Below are 23,610 nucleotides of genomic sequence, written 5' to 3'. Positions count from 1 at the left end.
CCCCGTCCAATTCGGCCTTGCCCGAATCAGTATCGCGCACCATCACCGCGCCGCAGAGTCCTCGACATGACGACGATCGACCACGCGGGCACTTCCGGTCTCCTGCGCCATGGCGGGTACTGGCGTTGGTCCGCCGGGGTTCAGCTCGCACGGCTGCCCGCGACGATGGCTCCACTGGCCTTCACCGTGCTGACCACCGCCACCACCGGTTCGTACCGGCTGGGGGGTGTGATGATGGCGGTGTTCGTGGTGGCCGAACTGCTCGGCGCCGTGCCGGCAGGCAGACTTCTCGACCGGATCGGCGCGGGCAGGGGCATCGTGCTGATGTTGCTCGCCGCCGCGGCGGGGCTCACCGCGCTCGCCACGGCTGCCGCGGCGGGGGCGGCGCCGGCCGTGCTGCTCGTTCTCGTGGTCGTGCCGGGTGTCGTGGCAGGCGGGCTCTCCGGAGGCTTTCGCACCCTCCTGGCCGGAACCGTCGGCGACGCGCTGCTGCCGAGGGCGATCGCGGTGGACGCCATGCTGATGGAGTCCGTCTTGATCGGCGGACCCATGCTGGTGGTGCTGCTGAACCTGGTGGACTCGCTGCTGCCGCTCGCCGCGATGGCCGTGGTCTACCTGCTCGCGGCCACCTTCGCGCCCCGCACGGTCACGGTGCGGGTGGAGCAACCGGCGCAGCGCCCCGAGCTGCCGGTTCGCACGGCGGTGGGCTGGCTCGCGTGCCTGTTCTCCATCGGGCACCTGCTGTCCACGATCGAGGTCGCTCCGCTGCCGCTGGCGCAGCGCCTGGGTGCGGGGGAAGCCGCGGCGGCCCTGATCGTCGCCGTGTTGTCCGGCGCGAGTATCGGCGGGAGTGCACTGTTCGCCTGGCGGGGCCGGACCACCAGGGCCTCGGCGATCGTGTTCCTCTGCGGGTTCGTCCTGGGTGGCGTGCTGGTGGCTGTGGTGCCCGGATGGGCAGGGCTGCTGATGGGAGTGGCGCTCGTCGGCGCGTGCGTCGGCCCGTTGCTCACCGTGGCGTCGGTCCGGCTGCAGCGGCTCCTGCCCGAGGGGCGGCGGGCGGAGGGTTTCTCGGTGGCTTTCGCTGTCAACGCGTCCGGTTTCGGAATCGGTTCACTCACCGTCGGGCTGCTCCCGCTGCACCTGGCCCCGCTGCTCGGCGCGGGTAGCGCGGCGCTGGCCTGTGCCATTCTGGTGGCACGTCCTTCCTGACAGCCTGTTGGCAGCTTGCCAGTAGGGCTTTAGTCTGGTCTTGGAGCCGAGCCGATGGAGGCATGCCTGATGACCCGCATCGTGGAACCCGCCGAGCAAGCGACACCCGACACGGCCGCCCCGGCCAGGGAGACTTTCGACTCGCTCAATCCGGCGACCGACGAGGTCGTGGGTACCTACCCGGTGCACACCGCCGAGGAGGTCGAGCAGGCTGTCGCCCGCGCTCGCGAGGCCGTGCGATGGTGGGACTCGCTCGGTTTCGACGGCAGAGCCGAACGGCTGCGCCGCTGGAAGGGCGTGCTGGCGCGGCGACTCGCGCAACTGTGCGACGTCGTGCACACCGAGACCGGCAAGCCGCGCGGCGACGCGCAGTTGGAGTCCGTGCTCGCCATCGAGCACATCGCGTGGGCGAGCAAGAACGCCCGCAAGGTGCTCGGCAAGCAGCGAAGGGCCGCGGGCCTGCTGCTGTCCAACCAGGCGGCGAGTGTTGAGTACCGGCCACTCGGCGTCGTCGGCGTGATCGGCCCGTGGAACTACCCGGTCTACACGCCGTTGGGTTCGGTCAGCTATGCGCTGGCCGCGGGCAACGCGGTGGTGTTCAAGCCGAGCGAGTACACGCCCGGTGTCGGTAAGTGGCTGGTCGACGCGTTCAACGAGGTGGTGCCCGAGCACCCGGTACTCCAGCTGATCACCGGCTTCGGCGCGACTGGTGCCGCGCTGACCAAGTCCGGTGTGGACAAGATCGCCTTCACCGGCTCGGCCGCCACCGGAAAGAAGGTGATGGCCTCGGCCGCCGAGACGCTGACCCCGGTCATCATCGAGGGCGGCGGCAAGGACCCGGTGCTGGTCGATGCGGACGCCAACGTGGACGCGGCGGCGGACGCCACCGTCTGGGGCGCGTTCTCCAACTCGGGGCAGACCTGCGTTGGCGTGGAGCGGGTGTACGTGCACGAGCAGGTGTACGACGAGTTCGTCGCCAAGGTCGTCGAGCGGACGAAGCAGGTGCGGGCCGGATCGGACCCGGGCGCGCAGTACGGCCCGATGACGATGCCGAGCCAGCTCGACGTGGTCCGCAGGCACATCGCCGACGCGCTCGCCAAGGGCGGCCGGGCGCTGGTGGGCGGGGCCGACGCCGTCGGTGACCGGTACGTGCAGCCGACCGTGCTGGTCGACGTGCCGGAGGACTCGATCGCCGTGCGCGAGGAGACGTTCGGGCCGACCGTCACCATCGCCAAGGTGCGCGACATGGACGAGGCGGTCGAGAAGGCCAACGACTCGACGTTCGGGCTCGGCTCGACGGTGTTCTCGAAGCGGCGCGGAATGGAACTCGCGCGGCGCCTGCGTACCGGACAGACCGCGATCAACGCGCCGTTGTCCTTCGCGGGAATCGCGTCGTTGCCGTTCGGCGGGGTCGGCGACTCGGGCTTCGGCCGGATCCACGGCCCCGAGGGCCTGCGCGAGTTCGCCAGGGCGAAGTCGATCGCCAGGCAGCGCTACACGGCGCCGCTGGCACTGACGACGTTCAGCCGGTCGGAGAAGACCGACGCCCTCGTCGGCAAACTGATGGCCGTCATGCACGGCAAGCGCTGATACCGCCCGCCGGGATCAGCGGCCGCGGATGAGGTCGGCGGCCTTCTCCGCGACCATGATCGTGGGCGCGTTGGTGTTGCCTCGCGGCACCACCGGCATCACCGATGCGTCCACCACGCGCAGCCCGTCCACGCCGCGCACGCGCAGCGCCGGGTCGACGACCGCCTGCTCGCCGCTGCCCATCGCGCACGTTCCCACCGGGTGGTACAGGGTCTGGGTGCACTGCCGCACGTGCTCGGCCAGCGCCGCCTCGTCCGGTTCCTCCATCGAGGGCAGGAACGGCTTGTCCAGGTAGCGGGCCAGTGGACCGGTGCGCCCGATCTCGATCAGCGTCCTGATCCCCGCCAGCGTCGCGTCGAAGTCGGCCGGTTCGCTGTAGTAGGCGGGATCGAGTTCGGGACGCCACTGCGGATGCGCCGAACGCAGCCGCAGCCTGCCTCGGCTGGCGACGTCGACCAGGGTCGTCGCCGAGGTGAAACCCGGTACCGTCGGCTCCCGGAAACCGTTGTCGTAGAACAGTGTCGGCGCCACATGGAACTGCATGTCCGGCGCGTTCAACCCATCCACTGTGGACATGAAGCCGCCCGCTTCGCCGACGTTGGAGGCAAGCGGGCCGCGCTTGGTGAGCTGCCAGCGAAGCATGCCGAGCGGGGTGGCCGAGTCGACCAGGTCGGTGGTGTCGCGAGTGGACCAGATGACCGGCGCGGCCGGGTGGTCGTGCAGGTTCTCGCCGACGCCGGGCAGGTGCACGGCCACGTCGATACCGTGCTCACGCAGATGCTCGGCAGGACCGATGCCGGACAGCATGAGCAACTGCGGCGAGTTGATCGCTCCGCCGCAGAGAATCACCTCGGTGCCCGCGTAGGCCGTTCGTTCCGATCCGCCCTCCAGATAGGACACACCCGTCGCCCTGCCGTCGCTGAGCAGTACCCGCGTGGTCTGCGCGTGGGTGCGCACGGTGAGGTTCGGACGCTTCATCGCGGGCCGGAGGTAGGCGTCGGCCGCCGACCAGCGTCTGCCCTTGTGGCAGGTCACCTGGTAGAGCCCGGCGCCCTCCTGCGACTCCCCGTTGAAGTCGTCGTTGCGCTTGATTCCGTGGGTGACAGCCGAGTCCACCCAGGCGTTCGAGAGCTCATGGGTGAAGACCCGGTCCTCGACACGCAGCGGTCCGTCCGTGCCGTGCAGCGGCCCGCCGAGGCGGGTGTTGCCCTCCGCGCGGACGAAGTAGGGCAGCACGTCGGCGTATCCCCAGCCCGCGGCGCCGTGTGTGTCGCGCCAGCCGTCGTAGTCGGCGCGGTTGCCGCGAATGTAGATCATCGCGTTCATCGACGAGCAGCCACCGAGCATCTTCCCCCGTGGCCAGTAGGCGCTGCGGCCGAGGTGTTTCTGCTCGGTGGTCTCGTAGTTCCAGTCCCACTGGGTCTTGAACAGCGAGGCGAAGGCGGCCGGAACGCGGATCTCGTCGGCGGTGTCCTCCCCGCCTGCCTCCAGCAGCAGCACCCGTGCGGACGGATCCTCGGTCAGCCGGTTCGCCAGGACGCAGCCGGCGCTGCCCGCTCCGACGATCACGTAGTCCCAGTCCTGATCGGCCACGATGCCTCCTGGTATTGGCGCTGCGTCAACTACTGATGATGACCGACGACACACACTCTGGCCAAGGGTGTCATGCCCGGACTGCTCCGTCTGCCTGAATCTGCGGCGTTCGAGCAACTCACTCGCGGTCACGTCCGTCTACCGGAAGTCGCGTCCGAGGGACGCGTACGCGGGTCGCGGCGGGTGGCTTGTCGGGGGGCTACCCGCCGCGACCGTATGAGGCCGCCGAGTTCGCTCCCAGATCGCTCGGATACGCTCATCAAGTACCGCCGACCTGCACAGACGAGGGAGCAGTCTGCCGTGGCCCGAGTCGTCGTTGACGTCATGCCCAAGCCGGAGATCCTGGACCCGCAAGGCCAAGCTGTCGCGGGAGCACTGCCGCGCCTCGGTTTCCAGGGAGTCACTGATGTCCGTCAGGGCAAGCATTTCGAGCTCGAGGTCGACGACTCCGTCGACGACGAGACGCTGGCCAAGATCGCCGAGGGCCTGCTGGCCAACCCGGTGATCGAGGACTGGACCGTGCGCCGGGTGGAGGCGTGAGCGGCCCGCGCGTCGGGGTCATCACCTTCCCCGGAACCCTGGACGACACGGACGCCGAGCGCGCCGTGCGCTACGCCGACGCCGAACCGGTCTCGCTGTGGCACGCCGACGCCGACCTCAAGGGCGTCGACGCCGTGGTCGTGCCCGGCGGCTTCTCCTACGGTGACTACCTGCGGGCGGGCGCGATCGCGCGGTTCGCCCCGGTGATGACCTCGGTCATCGAGGCCGCCCAGAAAGGCATGCCGGTGCTCGGAATCTGCAACGGCTTCCAGGTGCTGTGCGAGGCGGGCCTGCTGCCCGGTGCGCTCGTGCGCAACGAGGGTCTGCACTTCATCTGCCGGGACCAGTGGCTGCGTGTGGAGAACAACTCGACCGCGTGGAGCACGCGCTACGACGCGGGCGCCGAGATCCTCATCCCGATGAAGAACATGGAAGGCTGCTACGTCGCCAACCAGCAGACGGTGGACATGCTGGAGGCCGAGGGCCGGGTCGTGTTCCGCTACGTCGGCGGCAACCCCAACGGTTCCAGGGCCGACATCGCGGGGATCACCAGCTCCAACGGCCGCGTGGTCGGCCTGATGCCGCACCCCGAGCACGCCATCGACGCTCTCACCGGCCCGTCCGACGACGGCCTCGGCATCTTCTACTCCGCGCTGGACTCCCTGGTCTCCGCCGCCTGATCGCCCCACGGGTATCGCACTTTTCCGGGAAAGTGCGATACCCGGCGTGCGCAAGTACCGCACTTTCCCGGGAAAGTGCGATCAGGCGGGAGTGGCGGCGCGGACCAGGCGGGCGTAGGGGCCGTTCGCGGCGAGTAGTTCGTCGTGGCTGCCCAGTTCGGTGATGCGGCCGTCCTCCAACACCACCACCCGGTCGGCCGCCGCGGCGGTGTGCAGCCGGTGTGCGATGGCGATGACCGTCCGCCCGGCCAGCACCCGGCTCAGCGAGCGCTCCAGCTTCCGCGCCGACCCGGTGTCCAGCAACGAGGTTGCCTCGTCGAGTACCAGCGTGTGCGGATCGGCAAGCACCACCCGGGCCAGCGCCAGCTGCTGCGCGACGGCGGCGGGCACCGAGCGCGCCCCCGAGCCGAGCACCGTGTCCAGTCCCCGCTCCAACGATCGCGACCATCCCGACGCGCCGACCGCGTCCAGCGCATCGAGCAGTTCGGCGTCGCTCCACTCCCCGTTGCCGTGCTGCTGCTCCGGCCGCGTGGGCAGGGTCAGGTTCTCCCGCAGCGTGCCCGCGAACACGTGGTGCTCCTGGGTCAGCAACAGCACCTCACCGCGCAACAGATCCTCCGGCATCGAGGACACTTCCACCCCGCCGATCGTGATCGACCCGCTGGTCGGTGCCGCGATTCCGGCCAGCAGTCGGCCCAGTGTCGACTTGCCCGCCCCCGACGGGCCCACCACAGCCAGCCGTTCGCCCTCCGGCACCCGCAGGTCGACGCCGTGCAGCACCTCTCGGTCCGCCGAGTAGCCGAACCGCACGTCGCGCACCCGCAGCACCGTGTCCTGCTTGCTCGGGACCTTGTCGGGCGCGTCCCGCCGATCCTCGGCGCTCGAACGCACACCCAGCACCCGGCGCAGCGCGCTGCCGGAGATCTGCAGGTCCTCCACCCACCAGAGCACCTCGTCCATCGGCGCGGCCAGCGCCTGCGCGTAGAGCACCATCGTGGTGATCGTGCCGAGCTGCACCAGCCCGTCGCTGTAGGCCCAGGCCCCGAGCAGCAGGATCGCCGCGATCGGGACCGCGTGCGAGAGTTCCAGCCACGGCACCCACCGCACCTGCAGCCTGCGCATCACCCGCTCACCGACGAGTGCGTCCTGCAGGCGGTGTTCGCCGTTCTTCATCCGCCGTTCGATGAGCCCGAGCGCTTCGGCGGTCCGACCGCCCTCGGCGGTCTCGTGGAAGTCCGACTGCAGTGCTGCCCAGCGCTCCAGCATGTCCTCGGAGGCCTTCGGGATCCGCCGCCAGTACCAGCGTGTCGGAATCCCGAGCACCGGGACCGCGACGAGCAGCCCGAGTGCCAGCAGCGGCGAGGTCACGATCATCGCGACGATCGTCAGCAGCACCGTGATCAGCGCGATCAGGATCTCCGGCACGGCGTTGCGGGCCGCGTAGCTGATCCGGTCGACGTCGCTCGTGGCGCGGCTCAGCAGATCACCGGTTCCCGCCGCCTCGACGGTGCCCAGCGGCAGCCGGAGCGAATGCTCCACGAAGTCCTCGCGGGTCTGGGCCAGCACGCGTTCGCCGAGAACGCCGGCCCGAAGCCGCGCCGCACGCTTCAAGAGGCCCTGGACCAGCAGGATTCCCACGAACATCAGCGCCAGGACGTCGATGCTCAGCGTGCCGCCGCCGTTGACCACCTTGTCCACGAGCGCGCCGAGGATCTGCGGCCCGGCAAGGCCGGCGACGGTCGCGATCATGAACAGCCCGATGACCCCGACGAAGGCCGAACGATTGGCCCGCAGGGTTCCGCGAGCCCAGGCCCGGGCCTGCGCGGCCGTGGCCAGCGGTAGTTTCAGCTGCACGACGTCACCTCGGGCAGTTCCGGTCCGACGACCTCGTCGGCCACCGCCGCCCACAGCGGGCTCTGGGCGAACACCACTGTGGTCTGTCCCCTCCGTAGTTCGGCGACCCGTTCGGTGATGCGGGCCTCGGTATGCGCGTCGACCGCCGAGGTGGGCTCGTCGAGCAGCAGCACGTCGGGGTTCAGCGCCAGCGCCCGTGCGAGGTTCAGCCGCTGCCGCTGACCACCGGAGACCTCCCGCCCACGCTCACCGATCAGTTCGTCAAGGCCGAGGGGCAGCGCCTGCACGATGTCGCCCGCATCGGCCGCCGCTATGGCGGTCTCGACATCCACGGCCGACTCCCTCGACGGGGTGACCTGCTCGCGCAGGATTCCCGAGAACCACAGGTCCTGGTTGTGCGCGTACACCACCCGCCGCCGCAGCTCGCCCAGCGCGACCTGCTCCGCGGGCACACCGGAGACCAGCACACGCTGTCCCGGCGCGGGATCACGGAACCTGGCCAACCGCTCCGCGACGGCTTCCGCCCGCGCGCCGAGGTCGATCACCGTGAGCTTGCCCGCCACCGCGGTCACGCCGGACTCGGTGTCGTGCAGTTCCAGCGCACCCTCCGGCAGCGGAACCGGGGACGCCGGATCGGTCAGGCGTGGTCGCAGCCGCAGCAGGCTGCATGCCTTCTTCGCCGAAACCACCGCCGATGCCGCTGCCCCCGCCGCCTCGGTGGCCGTGCTCACCGGGATCACCAGGAACGCCGACGCACCGTAGAACGCCACCAGTTCGCCCGCGCTGATCACGCCCTCGGCCGCGAGCCGGGCACCAAGCCAGGTGATCGTCACGGTGACCAGGCCGGGCAGCACCACCTCGGCCCCGGACAGCCAGGACTCGCTGCGGGCAACGTCCACACCGGCGTGCTGAACTCGCCTGCTCGCCATCCGGAACCGGCCAAGGAACTGCCGCTCGCCGCCAACGCCCCGCAGGACGCGCAGCCCGGACACGATGTCCGCGCCCAGCGCGTTCACGCCGGACAGTTCCTCGCGCTGGGCCTCCTTCCGCCGTTGCAGCGGTGCGAGCAGCGGCCCGATGCCCAGCACGGCCAGAGGCACTCCGACCAGCGCGACGAGGCCCAGCAGTGGCGAGAACGAGAGCAACGCGATCCCCACCACCACGAAGGCGACCACAGCGCCGATCAACCTGCCCGCGACTTCGAAGGCATTGCCGCAGTGGTGGACGTCGGAGGTGGAGAAGGCCATCACGTCGCCCGTTCCCGCCCGCTCGCGCAGCGTCGCACCGAGGCGGGCGGTGTGCTCGGTCACCGTGCGCCGAGCGCTGGACGCCCCGTGCATCCACATGCCGTGGCCGGTGAAGATCAGACACGCGCCGAAGACGGCCTGCGTGAGTCCGATGAGCAGGACGAGGCCGCCGAGCAGGAGCAGCGCACCCGTGTCGCCACCGGCGATGCCGAGGTCGATGGTCTTGCCGACCACCAGCGGCAGCAGTGCGCCGGGAACCAGCCACAGTGCACCGAACACCCCCGACGCCGTGGCCAGCCAAGGGCGCGCCCGGAGGACTGCCAGCAGGAAGCCCGCCGGCGTCGGCCGCTCGGACAGGCGCAGCGCGGGAGCCGGATACGGCGAGTAGGGCACGTCGCACGACGTTAGAAGCCCCAGGTGTGCAAAGCGACCGAATTTCCGGCGCCGTCACCCGCCACCGCCCACCAACGAGGCGCTGAACGCGCCGCAGTTACGCCCTCCCGTCACCCGCCACCGCCCACCAAGGAGGCGCTGGACGCGCCGCAGTTACTCTTTACCCGTGGCGAATCCTGACGTGGACACTCTGACCAGCACCGTCGTCGACACCACCGCACATGCCGTGGCGACTCCCGAGCTCGCGCAGCCCTACCTCGAACTCGGTCTGGCCGATGACGAGTACGCCCGGATCCGCGAGATTCTCGGTCGCAGGCCCACCGACGCCGAACTGGCGATGTACTCGGTGATGTGGAGCGAGCACTGCTCGTACAAGTCTTCGAAGAAGCACCTCGGCTACTTCGGTGAGACCTCCACGCCCGCCATGAAGGAGAAGATGCTCGCCGGGATCGGCGAGAACGCGGGTGTCGTCGACGTCGGTGACGGCTGGGCCGTCACGTTCAAGGTGGAGAGCCACAACCACCCGTCGTATGTGGAGCCTTACCAGGGCGCGGCCACCGGTGTCGGTGGAATCGTCCGCGACATCCTGGCGATGGGTGCCCGCCCGCTCGCGGTGGCCGACCCGCTGCGCTTCGGACCGGCCGACGCCCCGGACACCCGCAGGGTGCTGCCGGGTGTGGTCGCCGGGGTCGCCGGTTACGGCAACTGCCTCGGCCTGCCGAACATCGGCGGCGAGGTCGTGTTCGACAAGTCCTATGCGGGCAACCCGCTGGTGAACGCCATGTGCGTCGGCGCGATGCGGGTCGAGGACCTGCACCTCGCGCACGCGTCCGGCACCGGCAACAAGATCATCCTGTTCGGCGCGCGCACCGGCCTCGACGGCATCGGCGGCGTCTCGGTGCTGGCCAGTGACACCTTCTCCGGTGACGAGACCGCCGGTGGCCGCAAGAAGCTGCCGAGCGTGCAGGTGGGTGACCCCTTCACCGAGAAGGTCCTCATCGAGTGCTGCCTCGAACTGTTCGCCAAGAAGATCGTGGTTGGCATCCAGGACCTCGGGGGAGCGGGTTTGTCCTGTGCGACGTCGGAGCTGGCAGCTGCCGGTGACGGTGGAATGCACATCGACCTCGACCAGGTCCCGTTGCGCGCGAAGGGCATGACGCCCGCGGAGATCCTCTCCAGCGAGTCGCAGGAGCGGATGTGCGCCGTCGTGCAGCCGTCCGATGTGGACGCGTTCATGGCTGTCTGCGCCAAGTGGGACGTCATCGCCACGGAGATCGGTGAGGTGACCGACGGTGAGAACCTGGTGATCACCTGGCACGGCGAGACCGTCGTGGACGTGCCGCCGCGCACCGTCGCCCACCAGGGTCCGGTGTACGACCGTCCGTTCGAGCGTCCGTCCACGCAGGATGCACTACAGGCCGACTCCGCGAGTTCGCTGCCGCGTCCGTCCACTCCGGAGCAACTGCGCGAGACCGTGCTGACGATGATCGCCTCGCCGAACCTGGCTTCCAAGGAGTGGGTCACCCAGCAGTACGACCGCTACGTGCGAGGGAACACGGTGCTGGCGCAGCCCGCCGACTCCGGGGTGATCAGGATCGACGAGTCGACAGGTCGCGGTGTCGCCGTCTCCACCGACTGCAACAGCCGCTTCGTCTTCCTCGACCCGTACCGCGGCACCCAGCTCGCGCTGGCCGAGTCCTACCGCAACGTCGCCACCAGCGGCGCGATGCCGCTCGCGGTCACCAACTGCCTCAACTTCGGTGCGCCCACCGACCCTGGCGTGATGTGGCAGTTCGAGCGTGCGGTGCACGGACTCGCCGACGGCTGCGCGGAGCTCGGGATCCCGGTCACCGGCGGCAACGTCAGTTTCTTCAACCAGACCGGGGACACGGCGATCCTGCCGACCCCGGTGGTCGGCGTGCTCGGTGTGCTCGACGACGTCACCAGGCGCATTCCGACGGGCATCGGTGCCGAGGCAGGGGAGACGCTGATCCTGCTCGGCGACACCCGCGACGAGCTGGACGGTTCCGCGTGGGCGGAGGTCATGCACGGCCACCTCGGCGGGCAGCCGCCCGCGGTGGACCTGGCCAGGGAGCGGCTGCTGGCCGATGTCCTGGTGGCTGGCTCGCGGGACGGGCTGATCTCGGCCGCGCACGACCTGTCCGACGGAGGCCTTGCCCAGACGCTGGTCGAGACCGTGCTGATCGGCCAGTGCGGCGCCAGGATCGTGCTCGATCCGGACACCGACCCCTTCGTGCAGCTGTTCTCGGAGTCCGCGGGCCGGGTGCTGGTCGCGGTGCCGCGCAGCGAGGAGCTGCGGTTCACCGAACTCTGCACGGCGCGCGGCCTGCCCTGGCGCAGGACCGGCGTGGTCGATCCGGACTCCGGCGCGCTGGACATCCAGGACGTGGCGAGCTTCCCGCTGGACGAGCTGCGCGAAGCCTGGGAAGGCACCCTTCCCGCCCTGTTCGACTGAGCGAGCGGCTGAACCGAGCCGGCCCCGCTGCCTGCCCGCCCCGGTGAACCCGCGCCTGTGGTGCAGCGCGGTCAGGGCCCCCGTGACCGCGTGTTGAACGCGGTCCCAGGGGCCCTGACGGCAGTTGTCGATCAGTTGATGAAGACGAGGCTGATGCAGAAGCCGGTCTCGTCGAAGTTGTCCGCCGTGACCTCGCCCTCCATCGGCTTCCCCTCCAGCGTCCCGCCGAGTTCGGCCGAGACGTAGTAGGTGCCGTCATCCACCTTGCCGAGCTCCAGCTGGGCATCGCCGTCGATGAGGGTGTCCACGTCCCGTTCGGTGAGGGACTTCTCCGCCTCGCAGACCAGCTCCATCGAGCCGGCCTTGTCCCCGCCGTTGATCCTGCCGATCCACTCCTCCATGAGCACCTTGGCAGCGGCGCTACCGGTGCCCGTGTCGCCGTCGGTCCCCGCACCAGGGGCCGGGGCGTCGGCCTCGCTCGATTCAGCCTCGCTCACACCGGTCGGGCCGCCGGTGGGTGGACTGGGCATGTCGATGTCCCCGGCGGAGAGGCTGATGCTCTGCCAGCACCACTTGTCCCCCTCCTTGTTGAGACCGCCCTCGAAACCGATCGGCTTCCCCTCCAGGTCGACCTCGACGGTGGCCGTGTAGGAGGTCTCGGAGACCTTCTTCGGCTCGCCGGTCAACCGGGCGCCGTCGATATCGTCGACGTTCTCAATGGCCTTACTGACGGGTTCGTCGGCAGCTTCGCACTCCAGTGCGCTCAACGCCGCACGGTCCTTGTTGTTCAGTCCGGTCGCGATGGCCTCCGCGGTCTCCTTCGGGCCGCCGGCGGCGTTCTCGTCACCGAGCAGGAAGCCCGGTGCGAGCAGGCCGGTCACCAGGAAGGCGATGACGGCCACCGCGCCTGCCGACAGACCGATCCACAGCCCGGTCCTGCTCTTCTTGGGCGGCGGTCCGCCGAAGCCGCCGGGCTGGCCGTACTGGCCGCCCTGGGGGTATCCGGCGTACTGCCCGTATCCGGCGTTCGGGTCGTAGCCGGGCTGGCCGTACTGCCCGCCGGGCTGCTGGCCGTAACCGGGCTGCTGACCGTACTGCCCGCCCGGCTGGCCCGGCTGTTGCGGGAAGCCGCCGGACTGCGGGTAGCCGCCACCCTGCCCGTAGGGATCAGGTTGCTGACCGTACGGCTGGCCAGGCTGAGGTGGGTAGGTCATGAGCCGTTCCTCCAGTGGTCCTGCGCGGAAGCACTTCGATCCCGCTTCGCCGTCGAGACGCGCCCGCGCTGGTTGCGTCTGTGGTGCGACGCGGGCGTGGAGGCTTCGGTTCCTCCCCCTGCTTCTTGGCTGCACGCATTCTGCCTGCCGTTGTTCGGTCCGCGTGAAGCGGCTCTCGTCCGATCCGGGGATCGGACGAGAGCCGTGACGGACTGTTCTGAACCGTGTTCAGCCGGTGGCGAGCACCTTCAGCCGGTCGTATGCCCCGTTGAACGTGTTCTGGTCAATGGGGCTCGAGGTGTACTGCCAGAAGGTGTAGAAGCTCCACCCGTTGGGCAGGGTGCCCACCGATGAGCTGTAGCGCGCGACCCAGAGCGGCACGGTTCCGCCGAAGCTCTGCGCGGTACCGACGCACTGGTTCCACCAGCTCGTGGAGGTGTAGATGACCGGCCAACGGCCGGTGCGGGAGTGGTAGGTGTCGTGGAAGTCCCTGATCCACGCGGCCATGGCGGACTTGCTCTTGCCGTAACAGGTGGAGCCGTAGGGGTTGTACTCCATGTCGAGTGCCCCCGGCAGGGTCTTGCCGTCCCGCGACCAGCCGCCGCCGTTGTTGACGAAGTAGTTCGCCTGCACTGCGCCACTCGACCTGTCCGGCAGTGCGAAGTGGTACGACCCGCGGATCATCCCGATGTTGTAGGAGCCGTTGTACTGCTGGGCGAAGTACGGACTCTTGTAGCCGGTGCCCTCCGTTGCCTTCACGTAGGCGAACCGCTTGCCCTGGTTCCACCAGTACTGCCAGTCGACATTCTTCTGCCAGCCACTCACGTCGATACCGGCGACGCTGGCCTGCACTCGCACGTCGTCACCGTGGACGGCCGTGGCGCTGGTGGCGGGTGTGGACCGGTCGCCTTCGACCCTGGCGATCTGGGAACCGAGCGGATGGTCGTACTTCTTGACGTACTCATCGACGGGCATGCCCTCGATGACCTGGGTGTTCGCGGCTGCCGGGGTCAGTGCGCCAAGCAGGAGCACACTGGCCGAGGCTGCGACGGCGGTGCCGATCACGCGCCGCCAGCCTCTTCGTGCAGTGGACATATGTATCCCTTCCGAGTTGCCCTCGCGTCCGAATGGCTCACAGGGAGTAGCCATCCGAGCATCGATTGTTGCTGAAAACTGTGTCGCTTGTCACGAGTTTGCGTGAATTACTCGAAACAAGTGGGTGATTTACAGTTGCAACGTCGTACAGACAGTGAGAAGGGACAGGACGGACGAACTACCCGCTGGCCAGCTTCTGCAGTCGCTCTGAGCTGCCGTTGAAGTAGTTCTGATCGCCGGGCAGGCTCCCCGCGTCGGCCCATTGCCAGATCGTCTGGTTCGACCATCCCGCGGGCAGTGCGCCGATCTCCGGTGCGTAGCGCGCGAGCCAGAGCGGGCTGGTGGAGCCGAACGCGTCGCTGTTGCCGGTGCACTTCTTCCACCAGCTCGTACTGGTGTAGATCGCAGGGTGGCGGCCGGTGCGTTCGTGGTATCTGTCCGAAAACGCCCGGATCCAGGACGTCATTTCCGCCGGTGACTTGTCGTAGCAGGTTTCGCCGTACGGGTTGTACTCGACGTCGAGTGCGCCGGGCAGGGTCTTGCCGTCGGCCGACCAGCCGCCACCATGGTCGACGAAGTAGTCCGCCTGTGCCGCGCCGCCGGACACGTCCGGCCTGGCGAAGTGGTAGGCCCCGCGGATCAGGCCTTCGGCGTAGGAACCGTTGTACTGCTGAGTGAACCGGGGGCTGCGGTAACCGGTGCCCTCGGTGGCCTTGACGTAGACGAACTTCGCGCCGGCCTTCGCGGCCGCCGGCCAGTCGACGTCGCCCTGCCAGCCGCTCACGTCGTGACCGAGTACCTGACCTGCTGGGGCGTAGCGGCCACTGGCCGGTGCACCGTGGACACCCTCGTGAATGGCGATCTGCGAACCGGCCGAACGTTCGTCCGCGCCGGTGTAGTCGGCGGTCACCGCGGGGGCGGGCGCCGCGGTGACGGTCATGGCGCTGATCGCCGCGATCGCGGTGACCACAATGCCTGCGCCGCGAGACGCAGAATTCGTGTTGTGCATGGGTGACTCCCAACCAGCTCTGGTGGCACGTCCCTCCACGGCATCACGATGCCTCGATAGAACGTACTTCGCGAGCTGAGAGTCACTCGAAAGGGTAAAAGTGTTCAGGTAGGACAGAGCGAAAAGGAGGGTCCTTCTCGCTTGTCAGCAGCGACTACCGCTCTCGGGCGAGCGCCTGGACAAGATGCTCGGCCGGTACGACGGCCGTCACCAGATCGTGTGGATTGATCGCGACCGGGTGGCCGGCGAGCAAGCCGACCATGTCGCGGCCGAGCACCGCGCGTGCGTGCGGCCACTCCTTCGGCACCAGTGATTTGGCCGTGTAGGCCGGAACCAGCACGCGCCCATCCGTGTTGTGGAAGCCGATGACCGTGCGCTGCACGGGAGACATCGCGTACACGAACAAGGTCGAGTCGAGGATGACCTTCGGCAGGTCCTCCGCGGGTCGGTGATTGGTCCGCACGAGCTGCAGCAGGCGCTCGAGGTCGTTGTTCGGTTCGGGGAAACCGAGCGCCTTCGGGGACGGCCGGTACCGGTCGTTGGGATGGAAGTCCTCGACGATGTCACCCGCCGCGTTCACCGGGTAGGCGCCGACCACCGCCCAGGACGGAACCCGTCCGTTCGGGTCGAAGGCCTCGTCGATCACGTAGAGCCAGCTGTTCGGGTTGGCTCTGGCGTTCGCCCGCATCTCCCGGGTGATCTTCGGCTTCTTCGGGGTCGTCGGCTTAGAAGTCAGCCGGTCCGCTTCGTCCCGCTGCGCCATATCGGTCCCCACGTCTGTCGCTTCGCCGGATGTGTCCGGCGGTGTCGTGTCCTGCGCTCATCCTAGTGTTGGGGAATGAGCCCTTCGCGTCCGCCTGATGCCGTCCAGTTACGAGCCGCCGTCCAGCGGGTTTCCGCCTGGTTGAGCGGAGACGGGCCGGAGCCGCCGAGGTCGGATGTCGCCGCTGCCGTCCGGTTGAGCTTGCGCACACTGGCCGCCGACGCACCCGGGCGCACCGTCGAGGTTCGGGTGCCCCCGTTCGCGGCCGTGCAGTGCGTCGAGGGGCCCCGGCACACCAGAGGCACGCCGCCGAACGTCGTGGAGACCGAAGCGCGCACCTGGCTGGAGCTCGCCACCGGGCGTCTGCAGTGGACGGATGCGGTGGAGCAGGGCAAAGTCAGCGCGTCCGGAACTCGCGCCGACCTCACCCGCTGGTTGCCGATCCTGCGGTTGTGAGCTGGAGTTCAGTTCTTCTTGGCGATGCCGCCCGCGATGCAGAACTGCACCTGGTTGAGCGGCTTGAGCTGCGGGCCGTCCGGCCACCAGTCGGCGCACAGGACCAGGCCGGGGTCGACCAGCTCCAGCCCGCAGAACAGCTCCAGGATCTCGGCCTTGGTCCGGAAGGTGCCACTGCCCATCGGGCTGTGCAGGAAGACGTCCTCCATCTTGCGCGCGACGGCGCTGTACTGGTTCTCGGGATCGAGGAAGTGACTGATCCCGACGTACGAGCCCTTGGGCAGCGCGTCGATGTAGTTCTGCATGATGTCGGCCGGGTTGCCGCCGCCGGTGTAGTGGTGCATTGTGCCCATCTGGAACAGCGCGATCGGCTGGGAGAAGTCCAGGTGCTTGCGAACCACCTCGTCCTCGAGTACCTCGGGTGGGTTGAAGATGTCCGCGGCGGAGAAGTGCGTCTGGTCGTTCTCCTCCAGCAGCGCCCGCCCGTGCGCGAGCACCACCGGGTCGTTGTCGACGTAGACCACGGTCGAGTCCGAGTTGATCCGCTGCACGACCTGGTGCGTGTTCTCCGCGGTGGGCAGGCCGCTGCCGCAGTCCAGGTACTGGGCGACGCCGGTCTGGTGGGCGATGAACCGGCTGGCACGGATCAGGAAGCCACGGTTCTCGGTGGCGAGGTCCTGGGCTTCCGGCGCCTTCGCCTGCACCCCGCGGAGTACCTCGCGGTCGATCTCGTAGTTGTCCTTGCCGTTGAGGAACGCGTCGTACACCCGGGCGATGCTTGCCCTTGTGGGGTCGACGCCAACGGGAGCGGGAGGATCGGAACGGGGCACGACGCCGGTCATGGAGGCCTCACCTGTGACATATCGAACACGAATCGGACCGCACCTAGGGTAGGCGTACGGACTCGGCGCGTAAACGGAGGTGGGGCTTGTTCTCCCATCCCGTCCCCACCTGGCCCAACGAGTCGCACAGGCGGTAATCAATGGGCACGTTTCGGTAGAGGTAGGGGTAAGGTTCTGCATCGCGGCGGTTGAGTGGATCGCGTACGCACGCACGGACGGGTAGGCAGGAGAGGACGCGGGCGATGACCACGGGTGGCGCCGAGCACGGTGGTGGACCCACCGCGAGACGGATGGTCCTCGGGGCGCACCTGCGCAGGCTGCGTGAGTCCGTCGGCATGTCCCGTGCGGATGCCGGTTACCAGATCCGCAGCTCGGAATCCAAAATCAGCAGGCTCGAGCTGGGCCGGGTCGGTTTCAAGGAACGCGACGTCGCCGATCTGCTGACCATGTACGGCGTCTCCGACCCGGCCGAGCGCGCGAACTTCCTCGACATGGTCAAGCAGTCCAACCAGCCCGGCTGGTGGCAGAGCTATAGCGACGTGATGCCGAAGTGGCTGGACAACTACGTCGGTCTCGAAGAGGCCGCGTCGCGGATCCAGACCTACGAGCTGCAGTTCGTGCCGGGTCTGATGCAGACGGAGGAGTACGCGCGGGCGGTGGCGAGCCACGGCGTGCCGGAGAACGCCAGCGACAAGGTCGAGCAGCGGGTCGCGTTCCGGATGCGTCGGCAGAAGGTGTTGATGCGGCCGAACGCGCCGCGGCTGTGGGCGGTCATCGACGAGTCCGTGCTGCGCAGGCCGATCGGCGGGCGTGCGGTCCAGCTCAGGCAGGTCGAGAAGCTGCTCGAACTGACGTCGCTGCCGAACATCTCGCTGCAGGTGGTTCCGCTCGAGCTCAGTGGCTACGCGGCAGAGGGTGCGTTCACCCTGCTCCGCTTCGCCGAGCCGGAGCTGCCGAACGTGGCGTACATCGAGTACCTGAGCGGTGCGTTGTACCTCGAACGACTCGACGAGATCGAGGTCTACAGCCGGGCGCTGGACCGGCTCGCGGTGGATGCCGAGACACCCGAGCGGACGCGGCAGTGGCTGATGAAGCTGCGCGCCGAGCTCTGACCAGCACTTTCCCGTTTTTCGCGCGGGGACAATAGAGCACGAACTCGCTGGCTGGCATCACCCGGACAGGCTAATTTTCGCTCAATTCCCTGTGCACGTGCATTCACACGCGCACCGGCACGTGCTACGTTCGGTGCACAAGTGAATGCACGTGCAGATGCATCGTCCCCCGAGTTTGAAGTCGGGAAGGTTGGGGATCATGGAGCAGGTACGCAACGGCATCTCGGCAGAACTCCTGTCGGAAGCGCGCTGGCGCAAGAGCAGGCACAGCGGAGCGGTCGGCAACTGTGTCGAGGTAGCACCACTGCCAGGCGGAGAAATCGCGATGCGCAACTCGCGCTTCCCCGGTGGTCCGGCACTCATCTACACGCGTGAGGAGATCGCGGCGTTCCTCGCGGGCGCCAAGGACGGCGAGTTCGATGACGTCCTCTCGTGATGCCGTCCAGGCCGTAGAGACCGAGAAGACGCTCCGCAGGCTGATCGACCGCGGGTACCGATTCGTGCATCCCCGTGATGCCGACGGCGAGGTTCTCGCCGTGGTCGGCGTGCGGGCGCACGGCACGGTCATCGACGTGGTCCGGCTCGAGGCCGAGGACGATGTGCTCGCCATCCGGATGCCCGCCGACGAGGCGGACATTCTCGAACCCCGCACTCAGCTGTGGCGGTCCACCGGCGAGATGTGCTCGGTGATCGACGAACTGCTCTCGCTCGGCGACAAGGAGTACGCGCCGGGCAGTGCGGACACCCGTGGTTGCTGGGTTCCCGGCGAGGCGGGCCGCGCGAAATGGCTGATGGCTTCCGCCTAGCGTCCATGAGTCGCCTCTGGGGATGTCCCCAATGCCACATTATTGGGGACATCCCAGAGGCGACACCTGCTGCCCTGTCGACGTGAGGCCAGTCTCGAACCGGCGCGCAAGGTCGGTGCAGTGGCTTTGGGCGTCTACACTCCATACGTAGGCAACCCTCGTCATCAGGGAGCTCCTCGGTGCTTTCCGACCAGTCCGCCACTGGATCTTCCGCGCCAGATCAGCCAGACCCCGAACCCCGTGAGGAGTGCGGCGTCTTCGGCGTCTGGGCTCCGGGTGAGGAAGTCGCGAAACTGGCCTACTACGGCCTGTACGCACTTCAGCACCGTGGGCAGGAGGCCGCGGGCATTTCCGTGGCCGACGGCCGCCAGATCGTCGTGTTCAAGGATCTCGGCCTGGTCAGCCAGGTCTTCAACGAACAGATCCTCTCCACGCTGCAGGGCCACATCGCCGTCGGCCACTGCCGCTACTCGACCACGGGGGGCGGTACCTGGGAGAACGCCCAGCCCAACTTCCGCACCACCGCGACCGGTAGCGGGCTTTCACTCGGGCACAACGGCAACCTGGTCAACACCGCCGAGCTGAACGAGCGGGCCCGCGAGCTGGGCGTGATCAACACGAACGGCGCCACGACCGACTCCGACCTGGTCTGTGGCCTGCTCGCCGCCGCCGCGGCCGACAAGGGAATCGAGGCGGCCGCGCTCGAACTGCTGCCGACGATCAAGGGTGCGTTCTGCCTCACCTTCGCCGACGAGAACACGCTCTATGCCGCGCGTGACCCGCACGGCGTCCGGCCGCTGGTCCTCGGCAGGCTCGAACGCGGCTGGGTCGTCGCGAGTGAAACCGCGGCCCTGGACATCGTCGGCGCGTCCTTCGTCCGTGAGGTCGAACCGGGCGAGCTGCTGGCGATCGACGCGGAGGGACTGCGTTCCTCCAGGTTCGCCAACCCGGAGCCGAAGGGCTGCGTGTTCGAGTACGTCTACCTGGCCAGGCCCGACACGACCATTTCCGGCCGCGGCGTGCACGCGACCAGGGTCGAGATCGGCCGCAGGCTCGCCGCGGAGCATCCAGCCGACGCGGATCTGGTGATTCCGGTGCCCGAGTCCGGCACTCCCGCCGCCATCGGGTACGCGCAGGCCTCCGGCATCCCGTACGGGTCGGGTCTGGTGAAGAACGCCTATGTCGGGCGGACGTTCATCCAGCCCTCGCAGACCATCCGCCAGCTCGGCATCCGGCTCAAGTTGAACCCGCTGCGTGACGTCATCCGAGGCAAGCGACTCGTCGTGGTGGACGACTCGATCGTCCGCGGCAACACCCAGCGCGCGCTGGTGCGGATGTTGCGCGAGTCCGGCGCGCTCGAGGTGCATGTCCGCATCGCCTCGCCCCCTGTGCGCTGGCCCTGCTTCTACGGCATCGACTTCGCGTCCCGGGCCGAACTGGTCGCGAACGGAGTGGACGCCGACGGCATCCGCCGGTCGATCGGTGCGGACTCCCTCGGCTACGTTTCGCTGGACAGCCTCGTCGCGGCCTCGGAACAGCCGAGGTCCCGGCTGTGCGCGGCGTGCTTCGACGGCGAGTACCCGATTCCGTTGCCGGACGACGCGCTCATCGGCAAGCACCTGCTGGAGGGCATCGGCGGTGCGGAGGGCTCGACCGGCCCAGCTCTTCACGTGTCCCCAGCCGGGTACGGTGCCGAGGACGCCGTCCGGCGTCCCTGATCATCCGAGAATTTAGGACGGAGTTCGCTTCGTGAGCGAGTCCACGAGCGCTACCTATGCAGCCGCAGGCGTCGATATCGATGCGGGCGATGAAGCCGTCGAGTTGCTCAAGCCGCATGCGGAGCGCGCTTCCCGCCCCGAGGTGATGGGTGGTGTCGGCGGGTTCGCGGGCCTGTTCAACCTGAAGCTGGACCGGTGGACCGAGCCCGTGCTCGCGTCGTCCACCGACGGTGTCGGTACGAAGATCGCGGTGGCTCAGGCGCTGGACAAGCACGACACCGTCGGCATCGACCTGGTTGCGATGGTTGTCGACGACCTCGTGGTCACCGGGGCGGAACCGCTGTTCCTGCAGGACTACATCTCGGTCGGCAAGGTCGTTCCCTCGCGGATCGAGGCGCTGGTCTCGGGCATCGCCGAAGGCTGCGTCCAGGCGGGCTGCGCCCTGCTCGGCGGTGAGACCGCCGAACACCCCGGGATGATGGGCGAGGGTGACTACGACATCTCCGCCACTGGTGTCGGTGTTGTCGAGGCGTCGGGCCTGCTCGGCCCGGACCGGGTGCGCCCCGGTGACGTGGCCATCGCGATGGGCTCGACAGGGCTGCACTCCAACGGCTACTCCCTCGCCAGGCACGTGCTGCTGGACATCGCCAGGATGCCGCTGGGCGGGCACGTCGAGGAACTCGGCAGGACGCTGGGCGAGGAACTGCTCGAACCGACCAAGATCTACGCCCGCGACTGCCTCGCGCTCGTCGCGGAGGCCGAGGTGCGGACGTTCGCGCACATCACCGGTGGCGGACTCGAGGCGAACCTGGCGCGGGTCATGCCGCGTGGCCTGCGGGCGAGTCTGGAGCGGGGCACCTGGACCCCGGCCTCGATCTTCGCGCTGATCGCGCAGCTCGGAAAGGTCGACCGCGCCGAGATGGAGCGCACGTTCAACATGGGCGTCGGCATGGTCGCGATCGTCGCGCCCGAGGACGTCGACCGCTCACTCGCCGTGCTCACGGCCCGCCACATCCCGGCATGGGTCCTGGGCGACGTCGGTCCCGCCGACGACCCCGACGCCCAACGCGCCCTCCTCTCCGGCGACCACCCCCGCTTCTGACCCGAGTTCGCCATTCACGCACACGTGTGTGCGTTCTGCGCACAGCCGACATCGGGGACAATGGCGCCATGGCCGACGACCTCAGGGTGAACTCGCGGCTGGTGATCCCGGCCGGCGAGCTCAGCGAGCGCTTCTCCCGCTCGTCGGGTCCTGGGGGCCAGGGCGTCAACACGACGGACTCCCGGGTCGAGCTCTCCTTCGACGTGGCGAACTCGCCGTCGCTGCGTGACGACCAGCGGGAGCGCCTGCTGCGCAGGCTCGGCGGGCGGCTCACCGGCGGGGTGCTGACCATCGCCGCGAGCGAGCACAGGGCGCAACTCGCGAACCGGGAGGCCGCGCGCGAGCGGCTGGTCGCGACCCTTCGGGAGGCAATGGCGCCACCTCCGCCTCCCCGCAGGCCCACCCGCCCGACTCGTGGCTCCAAGGAGCGGCGGATCGCGGCGAAGAAGCGGCGCAGCGATGTGAAGAAGGGGCGCAGAGGTCGTTTCGACGACTAACGCACATAGCGGACAGATCTGTGGATCACCGCCGCCGGTCGGGTTAGTGTGCGGCGGGTGACAGGTGCAACCCATACGGCTCCCGAACCACCCGACGACAGCTATCTGCGGTCCCTGACCGCCGCGACCGCCGACGCCGTTGCCAAGGCCGAGCCTCCCGGCTCGGACCATGCCGGGGCGCCTGCCGCACTACGCGAGCAGGTCACCGCCGCAGTGAGCGAGCACGGTGACGACCTGGTCGCGCTCAGCCGGGACCTGCATGCCAACCCCGAGGTCGGCTTCGCCGAACACCGGTCGGTTCGCGAGGTCGCGGCCCTGTTGGAGCGACACGGGCACCATGCGGAGATCGGCCTCGGCGGCCTGGACACGGCGATGCGGGCGAGCGCGGGAACAGCTGGCCCGCACATCGCGGTGCTCGCCGAGTACGACGCGTTGCCCGGCATCGGGCACGCCTGCGGGCACAACATCATCTGCACCACCGCGGTCGGCGGCTTCCTCGGCGCGGCCTCCGTCATCACCGCCGCTGGTGGCCGTGTCTCGCTGATCGGCACTCCCGCCGAGGAGGGCGGTGGCGGCAAGGAAACCCTGGCCAGGGCGGGAGTCTTCGACGACGTCGACGCCGTAATCATGCTGCACCCGTTCAGCCACGACATCGCGCTGCATCCGTTCCTCGGTCGCCGCCAGCTCGAAATGATCTTTCACGGCGTCGGCGCCCATGCGGCGGCACAGCCCTTCATGGGCCGCAACGCACTGGACGCGGCCGTCACGGCGTACCAGGGAGTCGCCGCGCTGCGTCAGCACCTGCCGCCCGGCGACCGGGTGCACGGCGTCTTCACCGACGGCGGAGCACGGCCGAACGTGGTTCCCGAGCGTGCCGCACTGCTGTTCTACCTGCGTTCCATGCGACCGGAGACCCTGCGGGACCTCGCGGACCGGCTTGCAGCCATCGCCCGGGGTGCGGCCGAAGTCACCGGTTGCGGCGTCGAACTCGCGTGGGACGCGCAGCCGCCGTACCTGCCGATCAGGTTCAACCATGCACTGGCGGGAAGATGGGCCGTCAATCAGGAACCGTGCGGGCGCAAGCCGTTGCCGCCCGGGGTAGTGCCCGACTTCCTCACCGGTTCCACCGATCTCGGCAACCTCAGCTACCGCATGCCGGCCATCCACCCGATGATCGCGGTCTCCGAGCCCACGGTTGCCTTGCACACCAAGGAGTTTGCCGCTGCGGCCGGTTCGCCGAGCGGGGACAGGGCCGTTGTGGACGGAGCGCTCGGGCTGGCGCTGACCGCGGTCGACTACCTGGCTGACAACGAGTTGCGCGCGGCGACACACCGCGAGTTCGAGGACGCGGGCGGACCGCTCGACGTGCCCGAGTTCTTCACCTGAGCGCAGCCGGACCTTCGATACCGGAGCA

General features: G+C 68.8%; 21 protein-coding genes. 13 read left to right on the top strand and 8 right to left on the bottom strand.

Annotation, left to right across the window (positions count from 1 at the left end; genetic code table 11):
• The first annotated feature begins 66 nt into the window (after positions 1 to 66).
• Both BM199_RS01250 and BM199_RS01245 read left to right on the top strand, forming a co-directional pair.
• Complete coding sequence (locus BM199_RS01250) at positions 67 to 1,209, top strand: MFS transporter (protein WP_091668163.1); 1,143 nt, start codon at positions 67 to 69, stop codon at positions 1,207 to 1,209.
• Positions 1,210 to 1,278: 69 nt separating this feature from the next.
• A complete protein-coding gene (locus BM199_RS01245) occupies positions 1,279 to 2,799 on the top strand; it encodes an aldehyde dehydrogenase family protein (RefSeq protein ID WP_091668160.1) in 1,521 nt (506 codons plus the stop codon).
• 15 nt (positions 2,800 to 2,814) lie between these two features.
• On the opposite strand, the gene BM199_RS01240 is transcribed toward BM199_RS01245, so the two are convergent.
• Positions 2,815 to 4,392, bottom strand: a complete 1,578-nt coding sequence (locus BM199_RS01240; RefSeq protein ID WP_091668157.1) for a GMC family oxidoreductase — start codon at positions 4,390 to 4,392, stop codon at positions 2,815 to 2,817.
• A gap of 300 nt (positions 4,393 to 4,692) precedes the next feature.
• On the opposite strand from BM199_RS01240, the gene purS reads away from it, so the two are divergent.
• Positions 4,693 to 4,932 carry a phosphoribosylformylglycinamidine synthase subunit PurS gene (gene purS / locus BM199_RS01235; protein ID WP_091668154.1) on the top strand — a complete coding sequence of 80 codons (240 nt, stop codon included), beginning with the start codon at positions 4,693 to 4,695 and terminating at the stop codon, positions 4,930 to 4,932.
• Entirely contained in the window at positions 4,929 to 5,612 is a 684-nt protein-coding gene (gene purQ / locus BM199_RS01230; RefSeq protein ID WP_091668152.1) for a phosphoribosylformylglycinamidine synthase subunit PurQ, read from the top strand. The genes purS and purQ overlap by 4 nt, the downstream gene beginning before the upstream one ends.
• A gap of 81 nt (positions 5,613 to 5,693) precedes the next feature.
• Here purQ and BM199_RS01225 read toward each other — a convergent pair whose 3' ends face one another.
• Positions 5,694 to 7,466 (bottom strand): ABC transporter ATP-binding protein, encoded by a 1,773-nt coding sequence (locus tag BM199_RS01225; protein WP_425425478.1) that lies wholly within the window; start codon positions 7,464 to 7,466, stop codon positions 5,694 to 5,696.
• A complete protein-coding gene (locus BM199_RS01220; protein ID WP_091668149.1) occupies positions 7,457 to 9,106 on the bottom strand; it encodes an ABC transporter transmembrane domain-containing protein in 1,650 nt (549 codons plus the stop codon). The genes BM199_RS01225 and BM199_RS01220 overlap by 10 nt, the downstream gene beginning before the upstream one ends.
• Positions 9,107 to 9,272: 166 nt before the next feature.
• On the opposite strand from BM199_RS01220, the gene purL reads away from it, so the two are divergent.
• On the top strand, positions 9,273 to 11,582 hold the full coding sequence (gene purL, locus BM199_RS01215; RefSeq protein WP_091668146.1) for a phosphoribosylformylglycinamidine synthase subunit PurL: 2,310 nt from the start codon (positions 9,273 to 9,275) through the stop codon (positions 11,580 to 11,582).
• A 131-nt stretch (positions 11,583 to 11,713) separates the two neighbouring features.
• Here purL and BM199_RS33685 read toward each other — a convergent pair whose 3' ends face one another.
• The 4 genes from BM199_RS33685 to BM199_RS01195 form a co-directional block, all read right to left on the bottom strand.
• The gene (locus tag BM199_RS33685; RefSeq protein ID WP_177242426.1) at positions 11,714 to 12,796 is read right to left on the bottom strand and encodes a hypothetical protein; all 1,083 of its coding nucleotides are present in this window, start codon (positions 12,794 to 12,796) and stop codon (positions 11,714 to 11,716) included.
• Between the two features lie 228 nt (positions 12,797 to 13,024).
• A complete protein-coding gene (locus tag BM199_RS01205; protein ID WP_091668145.1) occupies positions 13,025 to 13,891 on the bottom strand; it encodes a lysozyme in 867 nt (288 codons plus the stop codon).
• Positions 13,892 to 14,069: 178 nt separating this feature from the next.
• Complete coding sequence (locus BM199_RS01200; protein WP_091668142.1) at positions 14,070 to 14,900, bottom strand: lysozyme; 831 nt, start codon at positions 14,898 to 14,900, stop codon at positions 14,070 to 14,072.
• A gap of 154 nt (positions 14,901 to 15,054) precedes the next feature.
• Positions 15,055 to 15,663: a type VII secretion system-associated protein gene (locus tag BM199_RS01195; RefSeq protein ID WP_091668139.1), complete on the bottom strand. Its 609-nt coding sequence runs from the start codon at positions 15,661 to 15,663 to the stop codon at positions 15,055 to 15,057.
• 75 nt (positions 15,664 to 15,738) lie between these two features.
• Between BM199_RS01195 and BM199_RS01190 the strand changes: the two genes are divergently transcribed.
• Complete coding sequence (locus BM199_RS01190) at positions 15,739 to 16,119, top strand: sterol carrier family protein (protein ID WP_091668136.1); 381 nt, start codon at positions 15,739 to 15,741, stop codon at positions 16,117 to 16,119.
• Positions 16,120 to 16,127: 8 nt separating this feature from the next.
• Here BM199_RS01190 and BM199_RS01185 read toward each other — a convergent pair whose 3' ends face one another.
• Complete coding sequence (locus tag BM199_RS01185) at positions 16,128 to 16,961, bottom strand: SAM-dependent methyltransferase (protein ID WP_091668133.1); 834 nt, start codon at positions 16,959 to 16,961, stop codon at positions 16,128 to 16,130.
• 242 nt (positions 16,962 to 17,203) lie between these two features.
• On the opposite strand from BM199_RS01185, the gene BM199_RS01180 reads away from it, so the two are divergent.
• From BM199_RS01180 to BM199_RS01150, 7 genes are all read left to right on the top strand, one after another.
• Complete coding sequence (locus tag BM199_RS01180; protein ID WP_091668131.1) at positions 17,204 to 18,073, top strand: helix-turn-helix domain-containing protein; 870 nt, start codon at positions 17,204 to 17,206, stop codon at positions 18,071 to 18,073.
• Between the two features lie 199 nt (positions 18,074 to 18,272).
• Positions 18,273 to 18,509, top strand: coding sequence for a DUF397 domain-containing protein (locus BM199_RS01175; protein ID WP_425425477.1), 237 nt, complete (start codon positions 18,273 to 18,275; stop codon positions 18,507 to 18,509).
• Complete coding sequence (locus BM199_RS01170) at positions 18,493 to 18,879, top strand: hypothetical protein (protein WP_091668128.1); 387 nt, start codon at positions 18,493 to 18,495, stop codon at positions 18,877 to 18,879. The genes BM199_RS01175 and BM199_RS01170 overlap by 17 nt, the downstream gene beginning before the upstream one ends.
• Positions 18,880 to 19,058: 179 nt before the next feature.
• Complete coding sequence (gene purF, locus BM199_RS01165) at positions 19,059 to 20,597, top strand: amidophosphoribosyltransferase (protein WP_091668126.1); 1,539 nt, start codon at positions 19,059 to 19,061, stop codon at positions 20,595 to 20,597.
• Positions 20,598 to 20,628: 31 nt separating this feature from the next.
• The gene (purM, locus tag BM199_RS01160; protein ID WP_091668123.1) at positions 20,629 to 21,699 is read left to right on the top strand and encodes a phosphoribosylformylglycinamidine cyclo-ligase; all 1,071 of its coding nucleotides are present in this window, start codon (positions 20,629 to 20,631) and stop codon (positions 21,697 to 21,699) included.
• A 68-nt stretch (positions 21,700 to 21,767) separates the two neighbouring features.
• Positions 21,768 to 22,196 carry an alternative ribosome rescue aminoacyl-tRNA hydrolase ArfB gene (gene arfB, locus BM199_RS01155; protein WP_091669583.1) on the top strand — a complete coding sequence of 143 codons (429 nt, stop codon included), beginning with the start codon at positions 21,768 to 21,770 and terminating at the stop codon, positions 22,194 to 22,196.
• Positions 22,197 to 22,253: 57 nt separating this feature from the next.
• The gene (locus tag BM199_RS01150) at positions 22,254 to 23,582 is read left to right on the top strand and encodes a M20 family metallopeptidase (protein WP_091669581.1); all 1,329 of its coding nucleotides are present in this window, start codon (positions 22,254 to 22,256) and stop codon (positions 23,580 to 23,582) included.
• Positions 23,583 to 23,610: the final 28 nt, after the last annotated feature.

The sequence above is a fragment of the Amycolatopsis marina genome (genome assembly GCF_900111885.1).
GTDB lineage: Bacteria > Actinomycetota > Actinomycetes > Mycobacteriales > Pseudonocardiaceae > Amycolatopsis > Amycolatopsis marina.
Note: the sequence above shows the minus strand (reverse complement) of the source record. Positions and strands in the feature narration are given on the sequence as shown.